The sequence below is a fragment of the Labrenzia sp. OB1 genome, from assembly GCF_001624695.1.
Classification (GTDB): Bacteria; Pseudomonadota; Alphaproteobacteria; order Rhizobiales; family Stappiaceae; genus Roseibium.
The window spans coordinates 118,013-143,245 of record NZ_JSEP01000002.1 but is presented as its reverse complement, the minus strand read 5'-3'; the positions used below and the strand labels follow the sequence as shown (position 1 = coordinate 143,245).

Here is a 25,233-nt window from a genome sequence, read left to right as displayed (position 1 = left end):
CAAAGTGGCACTGAATCTCGATGAGCTGGGCATTATGCCTGCAGGGCTGGACGCTGTCCGGCCCTTTGCCGTGGAAGGACTGGATGTGCGCGGCCGCGCCGTGGCGCTCGGTCCCGTCCTGGAAACCATTCTGGGCCGTCATGACTATCCCGAACCCGTTTCGCGCCTGCTGGCCGAGGCCATCGTTCTGACCGGACTGCTTGGAACGTCGCTCAAATTCGACGGCCGCTTCACGCTCCAGACCCAGACCGATGGGCCGGTGTCCATGCTGGTGGTGGATTTTGCGTCGCCGGACGCGATCCGCGCCTGTGCGACATTCGATGCCGAACGGGTCGAAGTGCTGATGGCGGCAGGAACGGCAACGCCCGAAGAGTTGCTTGGCCACGGCCATCTCGCCATGACCATCGATCAGGGCAAGCATATGCAGCGCTACCAGGGGCTGGTGGAACTGGACGGGGTGTCCCTGGAAGACGTCGCGCGCCGGTATTTCGAACGCTCCGAGCAGATTCCGACGGAAGTACGCCTGGGTGTTGGAGAACTCTTCACCCGCCAGGAGGGGGAAGGGCACGCCAGGACCTGGACGGCGGGTGGTATCCTTATCCAGTTTCTGCCTGAAGCTCCGGAACGCATGCGACAGGCCGATATCGATCCGGGCGATGCCCCGGAGGGGATGCACTCGCACGAGGTCGAGGAAGACGACGCGTGGGTGGAAGCCAAGGCGCTGGTCGACACGGTCAAGGATGTGGAGCTGACGGATCCGGAAGTCAGCGTGGAAATGCTGCTGTTCCGCCTCTTTCATGAACGCGGAGTGCGTCTCTACGAGCCACAGCCGCTCGCCGACAAATGCCGCTGTTCGCGGGAAAAGATCGAAAGCGTGCTGGCCAACTTCAGCGCCGAGGAAATCCGGCAGGTAACGGTCGGCGGTAAGATCGTTGTGACCTGCGAATTCTGTAACACCAGATACACGTTCGACGGCTGATTGCTGCCCCTGCAGACTCGCCAGACACGTTTTGTTACACTTTTTCGCATGTAAATGGCTGCCTCCGGCGGTAAGCCGGACTTGAATATTGCGCTGCGAAACAAATGTGTACCGTGTGCAGGCAAGATCATTCCTCCATGTTCCTGGTGAGCCGCAAATGTTGCAGTCGTTACAGTCAGATACCGGGAAGCAGTCCGTTTCCGAAGTGATACCGCCCGCCGAACCGCGTGGGCGAAGGCGCTCTCGGCGGACTGCGCTGCTGATGAAGGCTGTTCTGCAAGCCGTTCTGGCACTCGCCATTCTGTTCGGCGCGGTCAAGGGAATGAACCTTCTTGTCGCCACCCGCGCAGATCTTCCCAAGCAACCTGTCCAGGAAAAAAGCTACGCCGTCGAAACCGTAACGCTCGCGCGTGGCGACCACGCGCCGAAAATAAGCGTCTATGGCGAGACGGCCGCCGGGCGAGAGGTTGAGCTGCGCTCGCTTGTCGCCGGCGAGGTGGTTGAGGTTCATCCGAACCTGAAGGCCGGCGGCGGCGTGTCAAAGGGCGAGCTTCTCGTTGCCATCGATCGCTTCGACTACGAAGGTGCGGTGACCGAGGCGCAGGCCAATCTGGCCGAAGCCCGGGCGGCGCTCGTTGAAAGTGAAGGCCGGGTCAAGCTTGAAACCGGCAACGTGCTGCGTGCGAAGGAACAGCTGGAATTTGCCCGCAAGGACCTTCAGCGGGCCGAGGATCTGCAGGGCAGGGGCACGGTGACGGAGCAGACGCTGGATGACCGCAAGCTGCTCGTCTCCCAGCGGCAGCAGACACTGGAGCAGGCCGAGAACTCCCTGACCCTGGAAGAAGCCAGGGTCGTCCAGCAGAACGCGGCGATCGAGCGTCTCGAGTGGCGGCTTGAAAACGCGCAGCGCCAACTGGAAAACACGGTTCTGGAAGCGCCTTTCGACGCCATCGTGCGCTCCGAAGCCGCCGAACTCGGCAGGCTCGTCGGCGTGAACGATGCGGTTGTCTCGCTCTACGGCAGTGACGCCTACGAGGTGCGGTTCACACTGTCGGACAACCAGTATGGCCGCCTCCTGGCAGAAAGCGGTACGGTCGCCGGGCGTCCTGTGCAGGTCACCTGGTATCTCGGCAACCAGCCTGTGACCTATCCGGCAACAGTCACGCGGATCGGCGCGGATGTCGCCAGCGCGCGCGGCGGCGTCGACCTGATCGCCTCTATCGACAGCTCTGCGGTCGACATTCCTCTTCGACCTGGCGCATTCGTCGAGGTGACGCTGTCGGACCGGGCATACCGGGACAGCTTCCGCATTCCGGAAACGGCATTTTACGGCGAAGGGACGGTTTACGTGGTCCGCGACAGCCGCCTTGAGCCGCGCGAAGTAACGTCGCTGGCAATCGATGACGGCTACATTCTCGTGGAAGGCGCGCTCGAGGATGGTGAGACTCTTCTGGCGACACGTATTCCGGAAGCAGGCAACGGCCTGCTTGTGAACGATGTCGATGCAGCTCAGGAGGCGCCAGACACGGCTGCCCCGCTTGCCGCGACCGGCAACACCAGCCAGGGCGGCTAACGGAGCGGGTCATGGCGATAGGTGCAACAAACCGCGGCATTCTGGAACAGATCGTCCGCCACTCGAATGCGGCCAACCTGATCATGGCCGTCATGGTGCTGTTCGGGGCCTATGGCCTTGCAAAGCTGAACACCCAGTTCTTTCCAACCGTCAAGACCGACCGGATCAGCGTTTCCATCAGCTGGTCCGGAGCAAGTGCGGAAGACGTGACCGCGAATATCCTCGAGGTGGTCGAACCGGAACTGCGGTTCATCGACGGGCTGGACGAGATCGTCTCCTATGGCCGGGAAGGCGCTGCGTCGATCCAGATGGAATTCGTCGAAGGCACCAATATGCAGCAGGCGCTGTCCGATGTGGAGCAGGCCGTGTCCGGCGTGACGACCCTGCCGGTCGACAGTGAAACACCGGTGGTCTCCGCATCGACGTTCACCGACAGTGTCGCGACCCTGGCCCTGCGCGGGCCCTATTCGGAACAGGCGCTCAAGGTCTTTGCCCGCCAGATGCGCGATGATCTGTTGGCGCGCGGCATCGACAAGGTCGAGCTCTATGGCTACAGGTCGCCGGAATATCTGGTGGAGATTCCCGAGCGGGAACTGCACCGTCTGGATCTGACGGTTGCCGATATTTCCAGCCAGATCGCCGGCAACACTACCGACCTTCCGGCCGGAAATCTCGACGGTGCCGTCGAGCGGCAGATACGCGCCCTGTCCGAAGCCCGGTCTCCGGAGGCGGTCGGGCGGGTGGAGGTCAAGTCCTTCACCTCAGGCGAAAAGACGCTCGTCAAAGACATCGCGACCGTGGTCCGTGATTTCGACTCCAGCGAAAAGCAGGGGTTCTCAGGCGGGACGCGGGCCGTTGAAATGCAGATCCTGCGGGCGGAGAAAACCGACACGCTGAAGGCGGCGGCGATTGTCGATGCTTATCTGGCCGAAATCACCCCGCAACTGCCGCAGACGCTCGAGATCCTGAAATACGACGTGAGTGCGGACGCCGTGAAAGGGCGCATCTCTCTGCTCGTGGAAAACGGTCTCTCCGGACTGGTTCTGGTTGTGGCCATCCTCTTTCTGTTCCTGAATGCCCGGATCGCGCTCTGGGTCGCCGCCGGTATTCCGGTCGCGATGATGGCGACGCTCGGCATCATGTGGCTTATGGGCGAGAGCATCAACATGATCTCCCTGTTTGCGTTGATCATGATGCTCGGCGTGATCGTCGATGACGCGATCGTGGTCGGAGAACATACGGCAACCCGGCAGAGCCTGGGCGATACGCCCCAGGACGCGGCGGTCAACGGGGCGACCACCATGTTGGCGCCGATCTTCGCCGCGAGCCTGACGACCATCGCCGCCTTCCTGCCGATCCTGCTGGTGGGCGATGTTCTCGGTCAGATCATGGGCACGCTCCCGGTCGTGGTCGTGGCCGTTGTGATCGCGTCGCTGGTCGAGTGTTTTCTTGTCCTGCCCGGACACCTTTCCCATGCGCTTGCCAGAAAACCGGCCTGGAACTGGTGGCGTGTGGTCATCATCGCCGGCGCCCCCGCTTTTTTCCTGAGCGCGCTTGTCGCGCAGCCGGACATGTCCGTGCCGCCCTATCTCGACCTGATTGACGATCCGCTGCGCGGCCTGAAGGACTCGGCCGGCACCTTTGTGTTCGAAGTCGTCGTCGTTGTTGTCTGCTTCCTGCTGGCACTTGCCGTCGAAACTCTTCTGCTGGCGCTGCGCCGCGGTCGTCAGGCAAAGGACACGGACGATCAGCCCGGATGGTTCCGGCGTGGCTTCGACACGGGTTTCGACTGGATGCGGGACTATCCGTTCCGGGCTCTGGTGGCGGTGGCCGTGCGCTGGCGCTATGTGACGCTCGCCTTCGCGATTGCCGCCATGATCCTGGCGGTCGGTCTGGTGCGCGGTGGCCGCGTCGGCTTTACTTTCTTTCCCTCGCCCGAAGCGGAAAACCTGACAGCGTCGATCTTTTTCCACGCCGGCATCCCCGAGGACCAGGCCATCGCCGCCATTCTTCGGATCGAAGATGCGCTGACAGAGGCCGAGGAGAGCCTTACCGCCGGAAGCGACCAGAAACTGGTGCTCGCCACCTATGCCACGCTTGGCTCCGCGGGCAACAGCAGCGGAGACAATGTCGCCAATATCAGCGTGCAGCTCACGCTGTCGGAAGACCGAACAATCAGGACGCCGGAAATCGTCCGGGCCTGGCGGGCGGCTGTGCCGCCCATTCCCGGCACCTCGCGGATCGCGATTGCCGAACGCAGGGGTGGCCCTCCTGGCCGCGACCTTGATATCCGGCTGTCCGGTGCGTCCCTGAAGGACCTGAAGGCCGCGGCGCAGGAACTGCAGCAGGAACTGTCCGGATTTCCCGGCACAAGCGCCGTGGAAGACGACCTGCCTTACGGCAAGCCCGAATTGGTGGTGGAACTGACCCCGCGTGGACGGGCGCTGGGCTTCACGGTCGAGAGCGCCGCCCGGCAGATCCGCAACGCCTTTGAAGGCAGTATCGCGCAGCGCTTTGCCGAAGGGGATGAGGAAGTCACCGTGCGGGTGAAGCAGGTGTTCGATCAGGAGGGAACGGCCGCGCTGCGCCAGCTTTCACTGAAAACGACCGCGGGAGACTTTGTTCCGATGACCGAGGTGGTCAATCTGACGGACGCGCAGGGATTTTCGGTGGTTCTGCGGCGGGACGGTCAGACGGTGGTGACCGTCGTCGCGGATGTTGACAGTACCGTCACCTCCAACAACCGCATCATCGCCGAGCTTGACAGCCAATTCCTGCCCGACCTCGCAGAGCGCTATGGCCTCGACTATTCCTTCGCCGGCCGGGCGGAGGAACAGTCGAACGCCTTTTCCGAACTCCTGACCGGAGTTCTGATGGCGGTGGCCGGAATCTATATCATCCTGGCGGCGATCTTCGCGAGCTACGCGCGCCCGATTGTGGTGATGTCCATCATTCCGTTCGGAACCGTCGGAGCCATCGTCGGCCACTATCTGATGGGCTATAATCTGACCATTCTCAGTCTGATCGGACTTCTGGGGCTCGCTGGCATCCTGGTCAACAATTCGATCATCCTGGTGGCGCGTTTCGAAGAGCGCAGGGCAACGGGCGAGAATCTGGAAATAGCGGCCATCGGATCGAGTTGCGACCGGTTGAGGGCCGTGCTGCTCACATCGCTCACGACAATTGGCGGCTTGCTGCCGCTGATGTTCGAAACAAGCCTTCAGGCGCAGTTTCTTCTGCCCATGGCCATCACGATCGTTTTCGGTCTTGGATCGGCAACCGCACTCGTTCTGGTGCTGGTGCCGGCCCTGATCAAGATCGGTGACGACCTGGGCGGGCTGATCCGCCTGAGGCGGGCACCGCGTCTTCCCGGGAAGGGGCACGCGCTCACTCCGGCGGAGTAGACCGGTCAGGCTTGTATTAGGGCCTAAAGTGTTTGCGCGAAGGCGGCGGTAGCCTTGGCGGCGGCGGTGATATTGCCGTCGAGCGTCGCCGGGGACCTGCCGCGCGGACCGAAATCGTGGTTGCCGTCTTCAAGATAAGTCAGCCGGACATGCGCAGGCAGGGTGATGTCCTCCAGCTCGGTTTTTGAACCGAACGGGTCGCGGTCGCCCTGCAGGATCAGCACGGGGCGCTTGGCGTCTTCCAGCGGCGCAAGCCGCCACTCGGCGTCCGCTTTGCCGGTCGGGTGAAAGGGATAGCCGAAACAGCAGACACCGGCCACGCGGCCGGGCAGGGAAGCTCCACCACCCAGCATGGCGGCAACGCGCCCACCCATGGATTTGCCGCCGATCAGCAGTGGGCCGTCCGTTTCCTTCATTACGGCCTGAAGGGCGGTCTGAAATTCCCCGATCAGCTTTTCCGCGCGCGGTGGCGGCTTTTTGGCTCCGCCTGTGCGGCGGCCGGCCATATAGGCGAATTCGAACCGGACGGCGGCAATGCCTTCCGCCGCCAGCGCCGCCGCCAGCTTGTTCATGAAAGCGGAATCCATCGGTGCGCCGGCCCCGTGCGCCAGCAGCAGCGTTGCAGTTACAGGCGTTTCAGGGCGGGTCCAGACAAAGGTGTTCATGGTGATGTGATCTGTCGCAGAGGCAGGAGGTGTATAGACGGCTATGCTTCCGACCTATAGAGCCATGGCTGACCTGGCAAGCAGGTTTGCTTCGAAAGGCTGAAAGAACGCAATGTTTGACCAGATAGACATCAATCAGCTTCGCATGGCGTGTTTTGCCGGCATCTTCCTGCTGATGGCGCTGCTGGAGGCGGGCTTGCCGAGGCGGCAAAGGACATCCGGCCGCCTGAGACGCTGGCCGGCCAACTGGGGTCTTATTCTGCTCGATGCCCTTGTGGTGCGGCTGATCTTCCCGATCGGTGGCGTCGGTCTGGCGCTTCTGGTGGTAGACAAGGGCTGGGGGCTGTTCCCGCTGCTCGGCCTGTCGGGCCTGCTCGCCGGGCTGCTCACATTTGTGGCGCTTGATCTCGCTGTCTGGTTTCAACACCTGATGTCGCACAAGGTCCCGCTCTTCTGGCGGATACACCGGGTACATCATGCGGACAGCGAAGTCGACGCGACCACGGGGCTGAGATTTCATCCCGTTGAGATCCTGTTGTCCTTCATCTGGAAGGGACTGGTGATCGCCGCCCTGGGCGGCCCGGTGGAAGCGGTGCTGATCTTCGAGATCGTGCTCAACGGTTCGGCTATCTTCAACCACGCCAATCTGCGCATCCCGTTATGGGCGGACCGGCTGCTGCGTTGCGTGATCGTGACACCGGACATGCACCGGGTCCATCATTCCGTCTATTGGCGCGAAACCGACAGCAACTACGGCTTCTATTTTTCCTTCTGGGATCGTTTGTTCGGAACCTATGTGGATCAGCCGGAAAAAGGCCACGACGGCATGGAGATCGGTCTCGGCCCCGCTTTGACGCCGAAAGCCCATTCCTTCCTATTCAGCCTGTCCATCCCGTTCTTCAAGAATTCCAGACGCCGGTCCACCGACAGGGATTAGGGTGTGAACTCGTAAATGAAGCCAAAATGGCCTCACCCCGTGTCGTCAGCGTGCTTGACCGGGCAGGGGGGCCGCTCCGCGCACGCTTCCTGACGGTGTTTCGCCATTTCCGATGCCATTTCGGCTTCATTTATGAGTCCACACCCTAGTAGAAACTCAGCGGGAAATAGCGGAGGTAAAGCTCCCGGTAGACGCCCTTCTGGTGAAGCTGGCGCAGGGCGTAGTTGAGCGCTGCGGCGCGTTCCGGATCGCTCTGTCTGGTGACGATCGCCATGCCCTGGTCGAAATACCCCTCTTCCAGCCAGGGGCCGCCCGCAAACGTGCAGCAGCCCTCGGCCGCCACGCTTGGCAGCCAGAAGGACAGGCTGAGGCCGTCGCCGAAATGCGCGTCGGCCTCTCCGGTCCTGACAGCCTCGCGCGCGGCCGCTTCGCTTTCAAGGCTGAGGACATTCGCCTCGGGCCAGAAGCGCGTCACGAAGGCTTCATAGCGCGAGCCGGTTTCCACGGCGATGGTCTTGTCTGCGAGCTTCTGCTCATCGAACGTCTCGATTTGATCCGTCGGCACGACGAAGCGCGCGGGCAGTTTCAGATAATCGTCGGTGAAATTCAGGCTCCGCGTCGAGGGGAGACCGCGGGAAAGGCCGGAGATGATGGCATCGCCTTTCTCTTCCTCGAGAGCCGGAAGCAGAACCTCGAAATCCTTGATCCTGAGCGAGCACGAACTGCCGAGTTCCTGGCAGAGCGCCCGCGCCAGATCGACATTGAAACCGGTCAGCCGCCCTTGCGGATCGCGGAAGACGAAGGGCGGATAGTCGTCGGTTGCCAGAAACTGGATCTTGTCGGGAATGGCGGCCGGCCGGTCGTGGACAGCCTTCGGGTCCCAGAAATTCGGCACTCGGACCTGCGTATCCTGCGCCAGGGCCATGCCGGACAACAGGGCGGCGCAGCAACTGGCAACCACCGCACCGGCGACAAGAGGTCTGACGAGGGACCGGCACAATCGGGCGAAGGACATTGTTAAAATCACACGGCGGTCCTGGGACGAAACTGGAAATCGGCGTACCGCCATCGGCAGCCGGGGAATCGCAAAAGCAGATTATCGCGACGCCGGCCCTTTTGTCAGCCCGGAACTTCTCGCAAAGCGTGGATGCGTTCTCGCGCCTGCAAATCGGACTGAGCCGATTTAAGCTCTTGCGCTGAATGGCGGAAGAACGATTTTGCGGATATGCATGGGGTCAGGCTGCCACCGAGTGCTTCGGATGTGCGGAACAAGGAAGCGGGAGCATGGGACCGGGAGGGGCCATGTTCCCTTCAGCGGAATTTGGGAGCGAGACGGGATGAGCGGGCAGAATGCTCTGGAAGGAACCTACGATTATGTCATCGTCGGCGCGGGCACTGCCGGCTGCGTTCTGGCCAACCGCCTGACGGAAGATCCCTCCGTGCGGGTTCTTCTTCTGGAGGCCGGTGGATCGGACAATTACCACTGGGTTCATATTCCGGTCGGCTATCTGTATTGCATCGGCAATCCGCGCACAGACTGGATGATGAAAACCGCCGCCGAACCGGGGCTGAACGGACGCAGCCTTGTCTATCCGCGCGGCAAGGTCCTCGGCGGCTGCACCTCCGTCAACGGCATGATCTACATGCGCGGGCAGGCCGCCGACTACGATCACTGGCGCCAGCTCGGCAATGTCGGCTGGGCCTGGGACGATGTTCTCCCCTATTTTGTGAAGTCCGAGGATCACCATGCCGGCACCACTACCATGCATGGCGGCGGCGGTGAGTGGAAGGTCGCCAAACAGCGGCTCACCTGGGACATCCTCAAAGCGGTTCAGGAGGGCGCGCGTGAATTCGGTGTCGAACCGCGCGCGGACTTCAATGACGGCAATAATGAAGGCAGCGGCTTCTTCGAAGTCAACCAGAAAGGGGGCGTGCGCTGGAACACCGCCAAAGGCTTCCTGCGTCCTGCTCTTAAGCGCCCGAATCTCAGACTGATCACCCACGCGGAAACGAAATCCATCCTGCTTGAAGGCAAGCGCGCCGTTGGCGTGGCGTTCTCCCACAAGGGCCGGGACGCGACAGTGAGGGCAGAGAGGGAAGTTCTGCTGGCGGCCGGTGCGATCAACTCGCCCAAGATCCTGGAGCTTTCCGGCATCGGCAACGGCGAGGTTCTGACCGGTCACGGCATCGAACTGCGCCACGAGAGCCCCGATGTCGGCGGCAACCTGCAGGATCACCTGCAGATTCGCACCGTCTACAAGGTCCGGAACGCCAAAACGCTGAACACGATGGCCAACAGCCTTTTCGGCAAGGCGGCGATCGCGCTGCAATACGGATTGACCCGCTCCGGCCCGATGGCCATGGCTCCGAGCCAGTTCGGCATGTTCACGAAATCCGACCCGTCGCTGGACATGCCGGATCTCGAGTATCACGTCCAGCCGCTTTCCACCGACAAGCTTGGCGACCCGCTGCACAGCTTCCCGGCTATTACCGTTTCGGTTTGCAACCTGCGCCCGGAAAGTACCGGCTCGGTCCACATCCAGACCCGGGACGTGTCGCAGCAGCCCGATATCCGTCTGAACTACCTTTCCGCCGAAAAGGACCGCCAGATTGCGGTCACCTCCGTGCGCCAGGCCCGCCGTATCATGACCGCCAAATCCCTTGCGCCTTACCAGCCGGAAGAGATCCTGCCCGGTCCGGCGGTCGACAGCGAAGAGGATCTGCTCGCGAAGGTCGGCGACATCGCCACGACCATCTTCCATCCGGTCGGCACCTGTCGCATGGGTGTGGACGGCAAGGCCGTGGTCGATCCCGAGCTGCGGGTGCGCGGCCTGGACGGTCTGCGTGTCATCGACGCTTCGGTTATGCCTAAGATTGTCTCGGGCAATACGGCCTCACCGGTGGTGATGATCGCGGAAAAGGCGGCGGACATGATCCGGAGTGAGAAAGTGGCCTAGGCCAATTTTACTCGTGGAAAAATCAATCCGGCTCGGGGTCGTATGATCGCAGAACGACGATCGTGTCGAAGCCCTTGATCTCGTCGGAGTAGAAATGAGCTTCGGTGAAATTGGAATAGGCTTCCATGGAGGCGCATTGCAGTGTCAGCACCAGATCGGCGTTGCCGGTCACGTGATAGATCTTCTGGACCTGAGGGAGTTTCAGAAGATCGCGCCGTAGCTGAGCGGCCTTCTCCGGCTGCCCGCGTGTCAGCACCAGCATAACCAGAAGGGTGACGGAGGCTCCTGCCACCTCGGGCGAGATGATCGCGACTTCCTTCTCGATAGCCCCGATGTCCCGCAGGTGCTGAACCCGGCGCAGACAGGCAGCCTGGGAAAGACCGACTTTTTCGGAGAGCTGCTTGCCAGTCCGGCGGCTGTCACTGCGCAGCAGGCTCAAAAGCCGATGATCGAATTTGTCGAGATGGTCCATGTCGCTCGCCGTTCATATCGTCTTGAGTGCTGTCTTGCGAAATTTTATCACCAGGTCGAAAAATTTGCGAGAGATACGCATGATTGCTTGAAGTTTGCGCATCACACGCGACTCTTCTTCGTAAGCTGGCTGCATCGAATTTCAGTTGGAGCAAGCAAGATGAGAACCGATGCTATTGCCACCCTGACCTTTCAGCCGTTGCGCTCAGACCTGTTCAGCCGTGTCATCAGCGACCTGCTGCGCCGGTTGCGTCATCGGCGCGACATGAAAATACTGTCCGAAATGCCGGACTACCTGCTGGACGACATCGGCCTGTCTCGCAGCGATTTGCCGGGGCCGGACCGCGTCGGCGAAACGCTGCGCTGAGCCTGAGAAGGGAAGGTTCGATTGGCTGGTTTTTCGGTCGGGCAGAAAAAAATCTGGAGCGGGTGAAGGGAATCGAACCCTCGTCTTAAGCTTGGGAAGCTTCTGCTCTACCATTGAGCTACACCCGCCGGGATCTTCGAGCTTTCTGCTCCGAGTAGCGCATGGTGTCAAGCCGGCTTTTCCTGTGCGACAGGATCTTGCACTGCAGCGCCGGAACCGCCATCTTCCGCCCGGCGCATCGGCGCAGGTTATGGGTCACAATCCAGGGCAGAAAAATGCGAAATCAAGTCAGCGCGCTGGTCTCCTCGCGCAATTGGGAATACGGCATCATCGCCATCATCGTACTGAACGCGGTGACGCTCGGGCTGGAAACCAGTCCGGCCGTGATGCGGGACATCGGCGGCGCGCTGCTTTTTCTGGATCGGCTGATCCTCGCCATTTTCGTGATCGAGCTTGCCTTGAGGCTATATGCCCATGGCCTGAAGTTTTTCAAAGACCCGTGGAGCGTTTTCGATTTCACCATCGTTGCCATCGCCCTGATGCCCGCCAGCGGCGCTTTTGCGGTTCTCAGGTCCTTGCGTATCCTCAGGGCGTTGCGTCTTATTTCCGTCGTGCCGTCCCTGCGCCGTGTCATCGGCGGCCTTGTCGCCGCGCTCCCGGGCATGGCATCGATCATGGTTCTGATGGCGCTGGTGTTCTATGTGTTTGCCGTCATGGCAACCAAGCTCTATGGCGCGGCGTTTCCGGAGTGGTTCGGCAATATCGGGGCCTCGCTTTACACACTCTTCCAGATCATGACGCTGGAAAGCTGGTCCATGGGCATCGTGCGGCCGGTGATGGAAGCGTTCCCCTGGTCGTGGCTGTTCTTCGTGCCCTTCATCCTGTGTACCGCCTTCACCGTGCTGAACCTTTTCATCGGCATCATCGTCTCGGCCATGCAGGAAGAACATGACGCCGAGGCGGACGCCAACCGCCAGGCCATCCATGACGATACGGGGCTGATCCTGGCAGAGGTCCGGGCGCTCAGGGACGAGGTGAAGGTCTTGCGAAATGAAGTTGGCAAAGCGAAGGGCTGAATGAGACCTTCAGGGGCGTGGCGCTTTCCTGAAGTCTTTCGGTGAGGCAGCTCCCCTACCCCTTGTGGGGAGGGGGGTATCCTTCCCGGCGTCAGGACCTGACCAATTTACCGCTTGGCGGTTCACCCCCATCCCTGCCCCTTCTCCACAAGGGAGAGGGGAGCCCGTGAGCAACGCTCTAAAGCATGTCGCGTTAGTTTGAATTCAGAAAACCGCCCGAACGCAATTGCTGCGCAAACGCTGCCTCGGGCGTCTTTCTGAAACCATGAAACCGCTTGAACGCGACACGCGCTAAAGCCCCGCCAGCGCGTCCGCCGGACCCTCGACCGTCAGCGTCACACCGTCCTCGGTGAAGTCACGCGAAACCACGCTCAGGCCCAGGTGTTCGATCCGCCGCTCCAGCTCCGAACTTGAAGCGAAATCGGCGCTGATCTGTCTGGTCAGGATCTTCTGAAACGGCACAAGTTCCGCGGTGTTGATCGCATCCTGCGCGGCCCCCGAATAAGCGCGGGCGAGGCCGCCGCCTCCAAGTTTCGTTCCGCCGAAATAGCGCACGATCAGGACGGCACAATTGATCAGCTGCGCGCCCTGCAGCACCCGCAGCGTCGGCATGCCGGAGGTGCCCGCCGGTTCGCCGTCGTCTTTGCCGCTTTCCTCGATCCGGTCGTCTTCCAGAAGACGCCGGTGCGCGGTGACGACATGCGCCGCCTTCCTGTGCTCCTTGCGAAGCTCTTCAAGCCGCTGCTCGAACATCTCCACCGGAACGAGATGTGCCAGAAAGCGGGATTTCCGGTCTTCCAGAAAGCCTTCGAATTCGCGGTGGATCGTCTTGAGTGCCATCGGAACTCAGGCAGACATCCTGAAATGCTTGGATAGCTTGAGCGCCTGACCCTGATAATTGGAGCCGATGCCCTCTCCGTAGAGCCGTTCGGGACGCTCCGCCATATGTTCATAGACCAGACGGCCGATGGTCTGGCCGTGTTCGACGATGAAGGGAACATCATGGGAGCGGACTTCCAGCACGGCCCGTGAACCGACGCCGCCCGAGCCCACATGGCCGAAGCCGGGGTCGAAGAAGCCGGCGTAATGCACGCGGAACTCGCCGACCAGCGGGTCGAAGGGCACCATCTCGGCGGCATAATCGGGCGGCACATGCACCGCTTCCTGGCTGACCAGGATGTAGAACGCATCCGGATCGAGGATCAGCTCCGCCGTCCGGCGGCGGTAGATCGGCTCCCAGAAGTCGAGTGGATCATGCGCGCCGACCTTGTCGACGTCGATCAGGCCGGAATGTTGTTTGGCGCGATAGCCGATCAGGCTGCCGGGACCATCCCCCTCAAGATCGATGGAGAGCTGGACACCGTTGCCGATGCGCTCATTGCCGCCGCTCATCAACGTGTGGGTCTTGTGAACCTCCTCCAGCGCGCTGTCCGCGATCAGGGAGTGCCCGCGCCGGAAACGGATCTGGCTGAGGCGGGATCCGGTGCGCACCAGGATCGGAAAGGTGAGGGGAGAAATCTCCGCGTAAAGCGGGCCGGTATAGCCGGCCGGCACCGTGTCGAAGGCGAGCCCGTTGTCGGTGATCACGCGGGTGAAGACATCGAGCCGCCCGGTGGAGCTTTTCGGATTGGCGGTCGCGGAAACATCGTCCGCCAGCGCCAGGCCTTCCTGCAAGGGAACGATATAGACGCAGCCGGTTTCAAGCACCGCACCGACCGCAAGGTCCACGGTGTGCAGCTTGAGCTGTTCCAGGCGGTCGGCAACCCTGATCTTTGGCCCCGGCAGGAAGCTGGCGCGCACCCGGTAGGCGACCGTGCCGAGGCGCAGGTCGAGGCTTGCCGGCTGCACCTGACCGCTGACGGGTGGCGCGGGCGCGGATATTTCGCCGGATGCGAACATGGCGTGAATGACGCGTTCGGGCAAAATGCCGTCCGCTGAAAGAGAAGCGCTTCCGTTCAAGGCCTGACCCGTTGTCACATTCATGTAGGTGTCCCGCTTGGTCTTCTTCCTACCGTCCTTAACGGATGCAGCGCTTCGCGCCAACAGGCTTTCTGGTTCTTTGTGCAAGGCGATTGACCCGGAAGCCGTTTTCGCTTAGGACAAATGCGCGTTGTGGTGATTTGGGCCGGCCGGCTTGCAGCCACGTTAAATAAGTTGCTAAAAAGGCCGGAGGTGCAAACCCCGGTCCTTTGGCTGGGGTTTTTTGCATTTGGAGCGAACTGAAGATGACTGAGAAGACCAAGACCGGAAGTGAAAACTGGCGCCCGTCAACCACACTGGTTCACGGCGGCACCATGCGGTCGCCCTTCGGTGAAACCTCTGAAGCCCTCTACCTGACCCAGGGGTTCGTCTATGACAACGCGGAAGCCGCCGAAGCGCGCTTCAACGGCGAAGATCCGGGCTACGTCTATTCCCGTTATGCCAATCCCACCGTCTCCATGTTCGAGGACCGCCTCAAGGCGCTGGAAGGGGCGGAAGCTGCACGGGGCACCGCCAGCGGTATGGCCGCCGTCAACCTGGCGCTGATGGCCGCAGTCAAGGCGGGCGACCATGTGATCGCCGCCAAGGCGCTGTTCGGCTCCTGCCGTTACATCTGTGAAACGCTGCTGCCGCGTTTCGGCGTGGAAAGCACGCTGGTGGACGGAACGGATATCGCGCAATGGAAAGCCGCGGTCCGGCCGAACACCCGGGCGCTGTTTCTGGAAAGCCCGACAAACCCGACACTGGAAGTCATCGACATCGCCGCCGTCGCCGATATCGCCAAGGAGGCCGATGCCCGCCTGATCGTCGACAACGTCTTCGCGACACCGATGTACCAGTCGCCGCTGCAGCTTGGCGCCGATGTGGTCGTCTATTCCGCGACAAAGCACATCGACGGCCAGGGGCGCTGTCTCGGCGGTGTCGTTCTCTCCGACGAGGAGTGGATCACCGAGGAAGTGATGCCTTTCGTCAAGCACACCGGTCCGCACATGAGCCCGTTCAGCGCCTGGGTGTTGCTCAAGGGACTGGAAACCCTGCCGATCCGCGTCGCCCGACAGAGTGAAAGCGCCCGGCAGATCGCCGATTTCCTGGCCGGCAAACCCAAGGTGAAACAGCTGATTTATCCGGGCCGGGACGATCACCCGCAGGCGGACGTCGCCAAACGGCAGATGCGTGGCGGCTCGACCATGCTCGCCATCGAGATCGAAGGCGGCAAGGAAGCGGCCTTCCGCTTCACCAACGCGCTGGAGATCGTCAGTATTTCCAACAATCTGGGCGATGCGAAAAGCCTCATCACCCATCCGGCGACCACGACGCATCAGTCCATCGGCGAGGAAGCTCGCGCGGAACTTGGCATTTCCGACGGCATTCTGCGCCTGTCTGTCGGTCTCGAAGACCCGCAGGATCTGCTGGAAGATGTCGAAAAGGCGCTTGCGGCGGTTTAGGTCCGCAGCGCCTTCACGCCGATCAATACCCTCGCGGCTGCGGAAACGAAGCAGACGACCGCGAAAATCCAGGCCAGCGGCGCGAACCAGCCGGGCAGGAGCGCCATCAGCAGGAACAATGTGATGGTCTCCGTGCCCTCGGCCAGGCCGCCGAGATAATAAAGCGACTTCGACCCCTGGGAGTCGGTGGTCAGGCCTTTCCGCTCCGCCATGATGGCAAAGGCCAGAAAGGCGGAGCCGTTGGCGTAAAAGCTTGTCAGCAGAGCCGCGGCGGCAAGCGCGTTGCTTGCGGGATCGTTGATGGCGAAGGCGAACGGGATTGCGCCGTAAAAAAAGAAGTCCAGCGTGATGTCGAGATAGCCGCCAAGGTCGGTTTTGCGTGTCGCCCGGGCGATCGCACCGTCCAGACCGTCGGCAAGCCGGTTGAGTGCAATCAGTAAAAGTCCGGCCAGGAAGGCGCCTGCTGCGATGGCAACGGCAGCCGCCACTCCGAGCGCGAACCCCGCAAGCGTCATGGCATTTGCGCCGATACCGGTTGCGGCAAGCATCCGGCCCATCCGGTTCAGCGGCGGGTCAATCAGGGGGCGCAAACGGGCGTCGAGCATCAAGGGAGCACTTTTTTAGAGTTTATCAGCGGGTTTCATGCAGAATTCACTCGAAAATCGCAAGTTGGTGTCTTTCACGCTTGCGTCATTCGCCCTATAAGCCCCTTCATATTTAAGGGCTTAGCCCCAAGGATCCGGACTTATTTTCGGAGAGGTCATGCCTGACCTTAACCCAGAAGGAACAAACGTGTCTGGCAGTTACAGCGCCACTACCGAAGGGATCGAAGTCTCGGTCGAACCGTTTTATCTGGACGATGAATCGAAGCCGGATGAAAGCGAGTTTATCTGGGCCTATATGGTGGAGATCCACAATGGCGGCACCCAACCGGTGCAGCTCAAGACGCGCTATTGGCAGATCACCGACGCCATGGGGCGCAAGGCGGAGGTTCACGGGGACGGGGTCATCGGCGAACAGCCTGTGATCGAACCCGGCGAGACCTTCGAATATTCGTCCCATTGTCCGCTGGCCACCGATTCCGGCATCATGGCGGGTTCCTATTCCATGGAACGCCCGGACGGAACCCTGTTCGACGTCACGATCCCGGCCTTTTCTCTCGATCTGCCGGATGCCATACATAGCCTGAACTGAGCGGATACCGCCGCGGCCTCACACACACCCGGAAAACGGACCTGAATCGAAAGGCCTCCAATCGGAAACGACTGGAGGCCTGAAAACTGTCCGGTTCATGAATCGCGGGGCTGTGACCTAGTTCACCGTCCGGTAACGGGCGATCGCGCCACGCTCGATCGCGGCAACGGTCAGCTTGTCAAAGCGGAACCGGTCACGCAGGAGCTGAAGAATCCGCAACTCTTCCTGATGGACTTCAAGGTCAGCGGCCGCCACTTCGACAGCGAGCGCATAGGCTGTGTCGTAGAGTTTCACCGGCAGGATGTCACGCACGAGCTCCAGAACCAGGGACAGGCCGTTTTCTTCCTGAAGAATGTCTCCGCAGCGCTGGGCCGCCGGAATGATGTTGTTGCCGTCATAGTCCTTGAACACCGGCAACATTTTGATCATGTCACCGATTGTGGCCAGTTCCTTGTCGGTCATTGAGTTGTCCGACGCCGAAACGATGACCATCACGTAGATGAGGGCTTCCTGAACGCTGATCGGCTCATTCTTAGACACTATAACTTCTCCAGTGGCGCCGGTTCTTCAAAGGCAGATTGAAAGACCGGTGTATAGGCTTGGTGTCAAAGCTTCAAGTCACGGACCTGCGACATTTGCCTGCTGGCCGCCGCGCCTGTTCCCGGGTATCCCGCTACGGGAGAAATGCGGACAGGCCGGGTCAATGCTTCGAGCACGATTAACTTCCCTGCCTTGATGCGATTGCACATGAAAGCAGGTTGATCTAGTGTCGCGCCGCAGCAGCCGGCCCAAGGGTTTCCGCGGTTGCCTGACCTGCACTCAACCCAGACAAATCAGAAGAACGATATTCGAAAATGACCGACCAATCCCTGCCTCCGCTTGACCTTTCGCAAGACTTTGTCGAGGCGGCCCGGAAATCGAAAGCCTGGCCGTTCGAAGAGGCGCGAAAACTGGTCAAACGGATCGAAAAGCGGGACCCACAAAAAACGGTCCTTTTCGAAACGGGATACGGCCCGTCGGGTCTTCCGCATATCGGCACCTTCGGCGAGGTCCTGCGCACGACCATGGTGCGCACGGCGTTCCGTGTGCTGACGGAAGACAAGGTTCCCACACGCCTGCTGTGCTTTTCCGACGACATGGACGGCATGCGCAAGATCCCCGAAAGTGTGCCTGACCGCGCGGCGATGGAGCCTTATCTGCAGATGCCGCTGAGCGCTGTGCCGAACCCGTTCGGCGGCGATTTCGACAGCTTTGCTGCCCACAACAACGCCATGCTGCGCCGGTTCCTGGATACGTTCGGCTTCGATTACGAATTCGCCAGCGCGACCGAATATTACCGGTCCGGCAAGTTCGACGATGTGCTGATCAAGGCAACCGAGAAATACCGCAAGATCATGGATGTGATGTTGCCGACCCTGGGTGCTGAGCGGCAGGCGACCTATTCGCCGTTCCTGCCGATCTCGCCAACGTCCGGTCGTGTGCTCTATGTGCCGATGAAGGACGTCAATGCGAAGGACGGCACGATCACCTTCGAGGACGAGACTGGCGAGGACATCACGCTGCCTGTCACCGGCGGTCAGGTAAAGCTGCAGTGGAAGCCTGACTTCGGCATGCGCTGGGCGGCTCTGGACGTCGACTTCGAAATGTTCGGCAAGGACCACCAGACCAACGCACCGATCTACGACAAGATCTGCAACATCCTCGGCGGCAAGGCCCCGGAGCACTACGTCTACGAGCTGTTCCTGGACGAGAATGGCGAGAAGATCTCCAAGTCGAAGGGCAATGGCCTGACCATCGACGAATGGCTGACCTACGCCTCGCCGGAAAGCCTGGCGCTTTACAATTACCAGAAGCCGAAAACGGCGAAGAAGCTCTATTTCGACGTCATTCCGAAGGCGGTGGACGAGTATTTCACTTTTGTCCAGAAATACGCGCAGATGCCTGTGGAACAGCAGCTTCAGAATCCGGCCTGGCACATTCACTCCGGAAATATCCCGAAGATCGAGATGCCGGTGACCTTCGCCATGCTGCTGAACCTCGTGTCCGCCTCCAATGCGGAAAACAAGGATGTGCTGTGGGCATTCATCTCCCGCTACGCACCGGGGGTGACGCCTGAAACCCATCCGGAGCTGGATGCACTGGTCGCCTATGCGATCCGTTATTTCGACGACTTCGTCAAACCGAAGAAATCGTTCAAGACGCCGGACGACGTCGAGCGGACCGCGCTTGAGCAATTGGACGACAAGCTGGCTTCGCTGCCGGCAGATGCGGACGGCGCCTCTATCCAGGATGCGGTTCTCGATGTCGCCCGCGCCATCGAGCGCTATCAGGATCCATCCAAGAAGGGGCCCGATGGTGGCCCGGGCGTCTCGGTTGCCTGGTTCTCAGCGCTCTATCAGCTCCTGCTTGGCCAGGAAAAAGGTCCGCGCTTCGGGTCTTTCGTGGCACTCTACGGCATTGCCGAAACCCGCGAGATGATCCGCAAGGCACTCGACGGACAGCTTGCCGCGTAAAGCTATAAAGCTAATTCCATAAATCATACGGCGGATGTTCACTCGAAACCGAATGAATGTCCGCCGGGTCTATTGCGGGCGCTGGTCCTCGGGCGTGTCGAGTTCGAAGGGGAAGGGGTTCTGATCCGGGTCCTCCGGATCAGCCGGCTGGCTCCACTCGACAATTTCAGATTCCAGATACTCAAGTCCGGGCAAGGCGGCGGTCGCGTCTCCGTCCCAGTCCGACTTCGGCAGGTCGGTGAGCCATTCCGCCTGCCATTTGCCGACTTTCCGGTCCCGGGCCTTTTGCGCGAGTTCCGTGATGTGCGAGGGAGCATCGGGCGTCGGATCTGCCCAGCCGTAGCGGACAAGCCGGGCACTCAGATCGATATTCCCGCGTCTGCAACTGCCGATGATCTGCTGCGGCCCGATCTCCTCGATCTTTTCGCAGGTGATCTTGAACTGCCGGATCAGGCCTCTCAGAAACGTTCTGGCGCGGGCGCCACACGGCCAGTTGCCGCCAAGCCGCGACATGCAGGTTTCATCGATCTTCAGGGGCTGGATATGGGCGAGAGTGACAACCAGCCGGTTCGACTGGATACGGCCGCTGTCCAGAACCTGCACACGTGTCAACTCAATCGGCCCGTCGGGAATCGGCTCGACGGGCGGGTTCTTGAGTTCCAGATAGCGTTTCGACGGCTCGACCCGCTTCAGACTGCCGCTGACCTTCGGTGCCGTCACACCTTCCGGGGAGACGTCGCGGATATTGTCGGGAAGTGGCGCCGCGGAGGTCACCCGTTCCAGCACCTTCTCTGCACTTTCCGGGGAAGCCGCCTCGACCTGTTTTGGCGCGGCCTGCAGGCTGCTGGCCGATTGCCCCTCGGAAACTTCAGGAGGATCGGACAGCAACAGCCAGGCCAACAGGCCACCGGTGCCCGTCAGGAGAATTGCCGGCACGAAAAGAGGCCGCAGCTTCATTCCAGGTTCTCTCACTGTTGCCGTATTGCCGCGACCATACAGTCCGGCCAATGGAATGCCGAGGGCGCCTCGCGGCTTGTTCCCTGATTTCTCCGCCCCGAATTGTTCTGCTCCGATTTTTCCTGCCACACTACAGGACATTCTGCAAAGACCGGATTGCCTTCTTGTCCGGCTAGTCCCCTTTGAGTAGTGTCCCAGCCGGTTGGAACTGCCGCCTCGCGGACAGGTCTCGAAAACGGATGGAACCGGAAAAACGCATGAAACTGATATTCAAGATCGTCCCCAGGTCCCTCTGGCAGGAGGCGGCCGAGCGCGGTGTTTTCAAGGGAGCTCCGGTCGACCTTGCAGACGGTTTCATCCACTTCTCCACGGCGGAGCAGGCCCGAGAAACCGCCGCAAAACACTTCGCCGCACAGGAGGACCTGTTGCTGGCGGCCTTTGACGCTTCCGGGTTCGGCGAGGCACTGAAGTGGGAAGTCTCCCGGGGAGGGGCGCTGTTTCCGCATCTTTACGATCAACTCGATCCGGCTTCCGCTGTCTGGGTGAAGGAACTGCCGCTGGCGGCCGACGGCAGCCATGTCTTTCCCGGTCTGGAGCGATGACCATGCGCTGGCTTGAAGACGCGGCCCTCAGGGGGCTCCGGTGCCTTGACGCGGAAACCGCCCATCGCCTCACGGTCCTCGCTCTGAAGTCGGGTTTGATGCCGGGCCGCAAGACGTCCGCCGATCCACGCCTGGCCGTGAAGCTCTGGGACCTGAACTTTCCCAATCCTGTCGGCATGGCAGCCGGGTTCGACAAGAACGGCGAAGTGCCCGATGCGCTGCTGAAGCTGGGGTTCGGGTATACCGAAGTCGGTTCCGTCACGCCAAGGCCGCAATCCGGCAACCCGCGTCCCCGCGTTTTTCGCCTGCCCGCCGATCACGGGGTGATCAACCGCTACGGCTTTAACAACGAGGGCGAAGGGGCGATGCGGCGGCGCCTGGATGCGCGTGCGAGCCTGAACGGCGTTGTCGGCATCAACATCGGGGCGAACAAGGACTCCGTGGATCGCGTTGCGGACTATGTCTCGGGCATTTTCGCATTCGCCGACATGGCGTCCTATTTCACTGTCAACATTTCCTCCCCGAATACGCCGGGACTCAGGGATCTGCAGGGCCGCACAGCGCTGGCGGAGCTCCTGACCGGGGTCATATCCGCGCGGGACGAATGCACCGTCAAAGTCGGGCGCCATGTTCCCGTTCTGCTCAAGATCGCGCCGGATGTGACCGATGAGGATCTGCGGGATGTCGTCGAAGAAGTCCTCGCCAAGAATGTCGATGGCCTGATTGTCTCCAACACGACCCTTGGACGCGAAGGGTTGAGCGCTTCGGGGCCGATCGGAGAGGCCGGAGGCCTGTCCGGAACACCCCTGTTCCGCAAGTCCACGATCGTTCTTGCCCGTGCGCGCAAGCTCGCCGGTCCCGACCTGCCGCTCATCGGCGTCGGAGGGATAGACAGCGCGGACACTGCCTGGACCAAGATCACAGCCGGAGCCGATCTTCTGCAGCTGTATTCGGCCCTGGTGTTCCGGGGACCCGGCCTGATCGAAGAGATCCTGTCAGGTCTGTCTGCCAGACTGGAAAAACACGGCATGTCGTCCCTGCGTGAGGCAAGGGATGCCAATACCGATGCCTGGGCGGCGGAGACGCGTTAGTGCATCTCTAGATTAGCTGTCCGTCAGGCATCCGCGAAAGTTCGTGCCGCCCGCTTGCGGCAGGCGGCAAGCAGCGTGATGCCGCGTATCCCCAGGAACAATTCGAGCGCGAGCCAGAGCCCGTGGTTGCCAAGCAGCGGGAAGAGAATGTAGTAGGCCGCGATATAGGCCGCCAGCGAGATCAGCATCATGTTACGCATGGTGTCCGACCATGTGGCGCCAATAAAGACACCATCCATCTGAAATGCCAGAACGCCCAGAAGCGGTGTCATGACGGCCCAGATCAGATAGGTGTCGCCGAGCGCGCGGACCTCCGGAACGGTGATCATGAAGGCGATCATGGCAGGGCCGAAAATATAGAAGACACCTGCAAGGCCGCCTGCCAGGGCAAAGCTCCAGAGCGCGGTGAGTTTCAATGTTCTGTCGAAGGCCGGCCGGTGCCTTGCGCCGACCGCCCGCCCCGCCAGTTGTTCCGCTGCCGTCGCGAGACCATCGAGGAAATACCCGGAGACGACGACGAATTTTTCCAGCACCGCGTTGGCGGCCAGCATCGCATCGCCCTGGTCGGCCGAGCGGGCCATGAAAAACGCATAGGCGTAAAGAAGGGCGAAGGACCGGATCATGATGTCCCGGTTCACCGCCATCATGCGCATCAGCAACCGCCGGTCGAACACCACCGCGAGAGAGGGCCAGGCCCCCCGCTTTACGCCGGCAATAACCAGCACAAGGCCGAGCACCATCGCTGCGAATTCACTGAAAACCGTGGCGAGCGCGACTCCTTCGACGCTCCAGCCCAGCCCGATGACGAACCACACACTGAGTACGATATTGAGGCTGTTGAGGAACAACTGCAGCACCAGGGCCGTTCCGGCGCGGCCGAGACCTATCAGCCAGCCCAGAATGGCGTAGTTGGCGAGCAGGAACGGGGCACTGAAGATCCGCACGTCGTAATAACGCACCGTCGCCGCCTGCACTTCGGAACTGCCGCCGAGAAACCACAGGCCTGCCTCGCGGACAGGGACGTGGAGGGCGATGATCGCCAACCCGCCGACGGCGGCAATGATCAGCGCCCTGAGGAGCGTTGCCCTGATTTCCACGTCGTTGCGGGCGCCGAGCGCCTGCGCGGTCAGACCGGTGGTGCCGGATCGCAGGAAGTTGAAGCTGGTGAAGGCCAGATCGAAGATGATGCCGCCCATGGCGATGCCGCCGAGCAGCGCCGCGTCGCCAAGCCGTCCGATAACCGCCATGTCGACGAGGCCGAGCAAGGGCGTCGACAGATAGCCAAGCGTCATCGGAACCGCCACGGCAAGCACCGAGCGGTGTGTCACCGTGAAGGCGAGTTTCGACGGATCGTTGATGGTGGCGGGTCGGGTCATGGACGCTCGTAAGGGTAGGAAAACCTTCTTGTCCCGCTTTGTCCGCCGCGTCAATTGGTTTCCATGGGCCATCAGCCGGTGAAACGAGCGGCAGCTGTCGTAAATGCGAAAGGGTGCCAGAAAGAAAAACCCGCCATATAGTGTCGACGATGACCCTGCCGATTGTCCATCATCCGGCGTATTGCGCCGATCTGCCCGCCAATCACCGGTTTCCGATGGACAAGTTCCGCGCGGTTGCCGAACTGATCCGCACGGAAGGCCTTCTGGATGGTGGTAGTTTCTACCGGCCTCGGCCGGCGCCCTTCGAATGGGTCGCCCTGGCGCATGACCCCGCCTATGTGGACCAGGTGTTCAACGGCACTGTTCCGGAAAAAGTTGCCCGAGAGATCGGATTTCCGATGCGCGAGGACATTGCGCTGCGCGCACGCTGCGCGACCGGCGGGACGGTCCTGACCTGTTATCTGGCTTTGGAGCACGGGATTGCCTGCAACACGGCCGGAGGCAGTCATCACGCCCGAAAAGCGCATGGCGCCGGCTTCTGTGTGTTCAACGACGTGGCCGTTGCGGTTCGGGTCATGCAGGCGGACGGGGCTATCGGCAAGGCGCTGATCGTCGATCTCGACGTGCATCAGGGGGATGGCACCGCCGATATCTTTCAGGGCGATCCGGACATTTTCACGTTTTCAATGCACTCGGAACGGAATTATCCGGTCCGCAAGATCCCGTCGCATCACGATATAGGTTTGCCCGACGCGACCGGAGATACGCTCTATCTGCAACAGCTCTCTGAGATCCTGCCGGTTCTTCTGCTACAGGAAGCCTGGGACATCGTGATCTTCAATGCCGGTGTCGACCCTTACGAACATGATCGTCTGGGCCGCCTCGCACTGACACGCGAAGGTCTGCGCCTGCGGGACCGTTTCGTGATCGAGACGGTGGCCGCCGCCGGTATTCCGCTCGCCGGTGTTCTCGGGGGAGGTTATTCCACCGATATCGATGAACTTGCGGACCGCCACCTGACACTGCATCGCAGTGCCAGCTCGATCCATCACGCCTCAGGTGCTCTCGCCCGGACTTCCGGGTGAGAGCGCGTGCAGTTGTGTAACGATGGGACTCGACGGGTGGTTCGGTAAAAGAGGTGCTTACCGGCTTCGCCCCATGGACACGATGCGGGTCAAGAGCCAGATCGGTATGACGACAATCGCACCGATCAAGAGATAACCGCCAAGCCGCCAGATGGCGTGGTAACCCATGTTCCAGAGCCGCTGGACGAATTCGACCGCCATCTCGACGAGATCTAACGGATCCAGATTAAGGGCCGAAAGCACGATGCCGACCACAAAAGAGAGAAACACGAGCCGCAGGATTACCTGAGCGGGTGAGCCTCCAAGAAATCGGCTCAAGCCAGTATCGGACATGTGTTTCTCCTGATTGACCTTGATGCCGGACATTGAACGGAAGTTAGGAACAAACTCTTCCGATTACAATGTTCGTGGATCTTAAACTGTGAAAGGGCACCTGCCGCTTCGGTTGACCGTGACCTGCCTCAGGAAGGAAACAAGCTGGAAGAAGATCGAATATCGGCAAATTTCCGGATTAATTACACGTGATGTCGTAAATGGTATAGTTCTATTCGTCTCAGGCCA

At 61.0% G+C, this 25,233-nt stretch carries 23 protein-coding genes, 1 tRNA gene and 1 riboswitch; of the genes, 13 read left to right on the top strand and 11 right to left on the bottom strand.

Features of this window, described 5'->3' with window-relative positions:
- Positions 1-4 precede the first annotated feature (4 nt).
- From OA90_RS02975 to OA90_RS02965, 3 genes are all read left to right on the top strand, one after another.
- Entirely contained in the window at positions 5-979 is a 975-nt protein-coding gene (locus tag OA90_RS02975; protein ID WP_068406950.1) for an Hsp33 family molecular chaperone, read from the top strand.
- 262 nt (positions 980-1,241) lie between these two features.
- Positions 1,242-2,552 (top strand): HlyD family efflux transporter periplasmic adaptor subunit, encoded by a 1,311-nt coding sequence (locus OA90_RS02970; protein WP_208985948.1) that lies wholly within the window; start codon positions 1,242-1,244, stop codon positions 2,550-2,552.
- 11 nt (positions 2,553-2,563) lie between these two features.
- The gene (locus OA90_RS02965) at positions 2,564-5,956 is read left to right on the top strand and encodes an efflux RND transporter permease subunit (RefSeq protein WP_068406944.1); all 3,393 of its coding nucleotides are present in this window, start codon (positions 2,564-2,566) and stop codon (positions 5,954-5,956) included.
- Positions 5,957-5,979: 23 nt separating this feature from the next.
- On the opposite strand, the gene OA90_RS02960 is transcribed toward OA90_RS02965, so the two are convergent.
- Positions 5,980-6,621, bottom strand: coding sequence for an alpha/beta family hydrolase (locus OA90_RS02960; RefSeq protein WP_068406942.1), 642 nt, complete (start codon positions 6,619-6,621; stop codon positions 5,980-5,982).
- A 112-nt stretch (positions 6,622-6,733) separates the two neighbouring features.
- Between OA90_RS02960 and OA90_RS02955 the strand changes: the two genes are divergently transcribed.
- Positions 6,734-7,558, top strand: coding sequence for a sterol desaturase family protein (locus OA90_RS02955; RefSeq protein WP_068406939.1), 825 nt, complete (start codon positions 6,734-6,736; stop codon positions 7,556-7,558).
- Between the two features lie 145 nt (positions 7,559-7,703).
- Here the strand turns inward: OA90_RS02955 and OA90_RS02950 are convergent, their stop codons facing one another.
- Positions 7,704-8,585, bottom strand: a complete 882-nt coding sequence (locus OA90_RS02950) for a transporter substrate-binding domain-containing protein (RefSeq protein ID WP_208985947.1) — start codon at positions 8,583-8,585, stop codon at positions 7,704-7,706.
- Positions 8,586-8,895: 310 nt separating this feature from the next.
- Between OA90_RS02950 and OA90_RS02945 the strand changes: the two genes are divergently transcribed.
- Entirely contained in the window at positions 8,896-10,515 is a 1,620-nt protein-coding gene (locus tag OA90_RS02945; protein WP_068406934.1) for a GMC family oxidoreductase N-terminal domain-containing protein, read from the top strand.
- Positions 10,516-10,537: 22 nt separating this feature from the next.
- Here the strand turns inward: OA90_RS02945 and OA90_RS02940 are convergent, their stop codons facing one another.
- Positions 10,538-10,987: an Lrp/AsnC family transcriptional regulator gene (locus OA90_RS02940; protein WP_068406931.1), complete on the bottom strand. Its 450-nt coding sequence runs from the start codon at positions 10,985-10,987 to the stop codon at positions 10,538-10,540.
- Between OA90_RS02940 and OA90_RS27915 the strand changes: the two genes are divergently transcribed.
- Positions 10,961-11,353, top strand: a complete 393-nt coding sequence (locus OA90_RS27915; RefSeq protein ID WP_082836832.1) for a DUF1127 domain-containing protein — start codon at positions 10,961-10,963, stop codon at positions 11,351-11,353. The two genes, OA90_RS02940 and OA90_RS27915, sit on opposite strands and share 27 nt — an antisense overlap.
- Before the next feature lie 54 nt (positions 11,354-11,407).
- Here the strand turns inward: OA90_RS27915 and OA90_RS02930 are convergent.
- Positions 11,408-11,481 (bottom strand) — tRNA-Gly (locus OA90_RS02930).
- Positions 11,482-11,628: 147 nt separating this feature from the next.
- On the opposite strand from OA90_RS02930, the gene OA90_RS02925 reads away from it, so the two are divergent.
- Positions 11,629-12,429, top strand: a complete 801-nt coding sequence (locus tag OA90_RS02925) for an ion transporter (protein ID WP_068406925.1) — start codon at positions 11,629-11,631, stop codon at positions 12,427-12,429.
- A 291-nt stretch (positions 12,430-12,720) separates the two neighbouring features.
- On the opposite strand, the gene OA90_RS02920 is transcribed toward OA90_RS02925, so the two are convergent.
- Positions 12,721-13,269 (bottom strand): YigZ family protein, encoded by a 549-nt coding sequence (locus tag OA90_RS02920; RefSeq protein ID WP_068406922.1) that lies wholly within the window; start codon positions 13,267-13,269, stop codon positions 12,721-12,723.
- A 6-nt stretch (positions 13,270-13,275) separates the two neighbouring features.
- The gene (locus tag OA90_RS02915; RefSeq protein ID WP_068406920.1) at positions 13,276-14,412 is read right to left on the bottom strand and encodes a 2'-deoxycytidine 5'-triphosphate deaminase; all 1,137 of its coding nucleotides are present in this window, start codon (positions 14,410-14,412) and stop codon (positions 13,276-13,278) included.
- A gap of 119 nt (positions 14,413-14,531) precedes the next feature.
- A riboswitch (SAM riboswitch) is annotated at positions 14,532-14,611 on the top strand.
- A 43-nt stretch (positions 14,612-14,654) separates the two neighbouring features.
- Between OA90_RS02915 and OA90_RS02910 the strand changes: the two genes are divergently transcribed.
- Complete coding sequence (locus tag OA90_RS02910; protein ID WP_068407748.1) at positions 14,655-15,854, top strand: O-succinylhomoserine sulfhydrylase; 1,200 nt, start codon at positions 14,655-14,657, stop codon at positions 15,852-15,854.
- On the opposite strand, the gene OA90_RS02905 is transcribed toward OA90_RS02910, so the two are convergent.
- Positions 15,851-16,459: a CDP-alcohol phosphatidyltransferase family protein gene (locus OA90_RS02905; RefSeq protein ID WP_068406917.1), complete on the bottom strand. Its 609-nt coding sequence runs from the start codon at positions 16,457-16,459 to the stop codon at positions 15,851-15,853. The genes OA90_RS02910 and OA90_RS02905 overlap by 4 nt on opposite strands.
- Before the next feature lie 157 nt (positions 16,460-16,616).
- Between OA90_RS02905 and apaG the strand changes: the two genes are divergently transcribed.
- Positions 16,617-17,048 (top strand): Co2+/Mg2+ efflux protein ApaG, encoded by a 432-nt coding sequence (gene apaG, locus OA90_RS02900; RefSeq protein WP_068406914.1) that lies wholly within the window; start codon positions 16,617-16,619, stop codon positions 17,046-17,048.
- Positions 17,049-17,165: 117 nt separating this feature from the next.
- On the opposite strand, the gene OA90_RS02895 is transcribed toward apaG, so the two are convergent.
- Positions 17,166-17,540: a tellurite resistance TerB family protein gene (locus OA90_RS02895; protein WP_068407737.1), complete on the bottom strand. Its 375-nt coding sequence runs from the start codon at positions 17,538-17,540 to the stop codon at positions 17,166-17,168.
- A 362-nt stretch (positions 17,541-17,902) separates the two neighbouring features.
- Here OA90_RS02895 and OA90_RS02890 point away from each other — a divergent pair, with 362 nt between their 5' ends.
- The gene (locus tag OA90_RS02890) at positions 17,903-19,561 is read left to right on the top strand and encodes a lysine--tRNA ligase (RefSeq protein ID WP_068406911.1); all 1,659 of its coding nucleotides are present in this window, start codon (positions 17,903-17,905) and stop codon (positions 19,559-19,561) included.
- A 69-nt stretch (positions 19,562-19,630) separates the two neighbouring features.
- Here OA90_RS02890 and OA90_RS02885 read toward each other — a convergent pair whose 3' ends face one another.
- Positions 19,631-20,518 carry a thermonuclease family protein gene (locus OA90_RS02885; protein ID WP_068406908.1) on the bottom strand — a complete coding sequence of 296 codons (888 nt, stop codon included), beginning with the start codon at positions 20,516-20,518 and terminating at the stop codon, positions 19,631-19,633.
- A 257-nt stretch (positions 20,519-20,775) separates the two neighbouring features.
- Between OA90_RS02885 and OA90_RS02880 the strand changes: the two genes are divergently transcribed.
- Positions 20,776-21,120: a DUF952 domain-containing protein gene (locus OA90_RS02880; RefSeq protein WP_068407734.1), complete on the top strand. Its 345-nt coding sequence runs from the start codon at positions 20,776-20,778 to the stop codon at positions 21,118-21,120.
- Positions 21,117-22,211, top strand: a complete 1,095-nt coding sequence (locus OA90_RS02875) for a quinone-dependent dihydroorotate dehydrogenase (protein WP_082836813.1) — start codon at positions 21,117-21,119, stop codon at positions 22,209-22,211. The genes OA90_RS02880 and OA90_RS02875 overlap by 4 nt, the downstream gene beginning before the upstream one ends.
- Positions 22,212-22,234: 23 nt before the next feature.
- Here OA90_RS02875 and OA90_RS02870 read toward each other — a convergent pair whose 3' ends face one another.
- Entirely contained in the window at positions 22,235-23,587 is a 1,353-nt protein-coding gene (locus tag OA90_RS02870; protein ID WP_068406902.1) for an MATE family efflux transporter, read from the bottom strand.
- Positions 23,588-23,736: 149 nt separating this feature from the next.
- On the opposite strand from OA90_RS02870, the gene OA90_RS02865 reads away from it, so the two are divergent.
- Positions 23,737-24,672: a histone deacetylase gene (locus OA90_RS02865; protein ID WP_068406899.1), complete on the top strand. Its 936-nt coding sequence runs from the start codon at positions 23,737-23,739 to the stop codon at positions 24,670-24,672.
- A 57-nt stretch (positions 24,673-24,729) separates the two neighbouring features.
- Here the strand turns inward: OA90_RS02865 and OA90_RS02860 are convergent, their stop codons facing one another.
- Complete coding sequence (locus OA90_RS02860) at positions 24,730-25,005, bottom strand: DUF6460 domain-containing protein (RefSeq protein ID WP_068407731.1); 276 nt, start codon at positions 25,003-25,005, stop codon at positions 24,730-24,732.
- Positions 25,006-25,233: the final 228 nt, after the last annotated feature.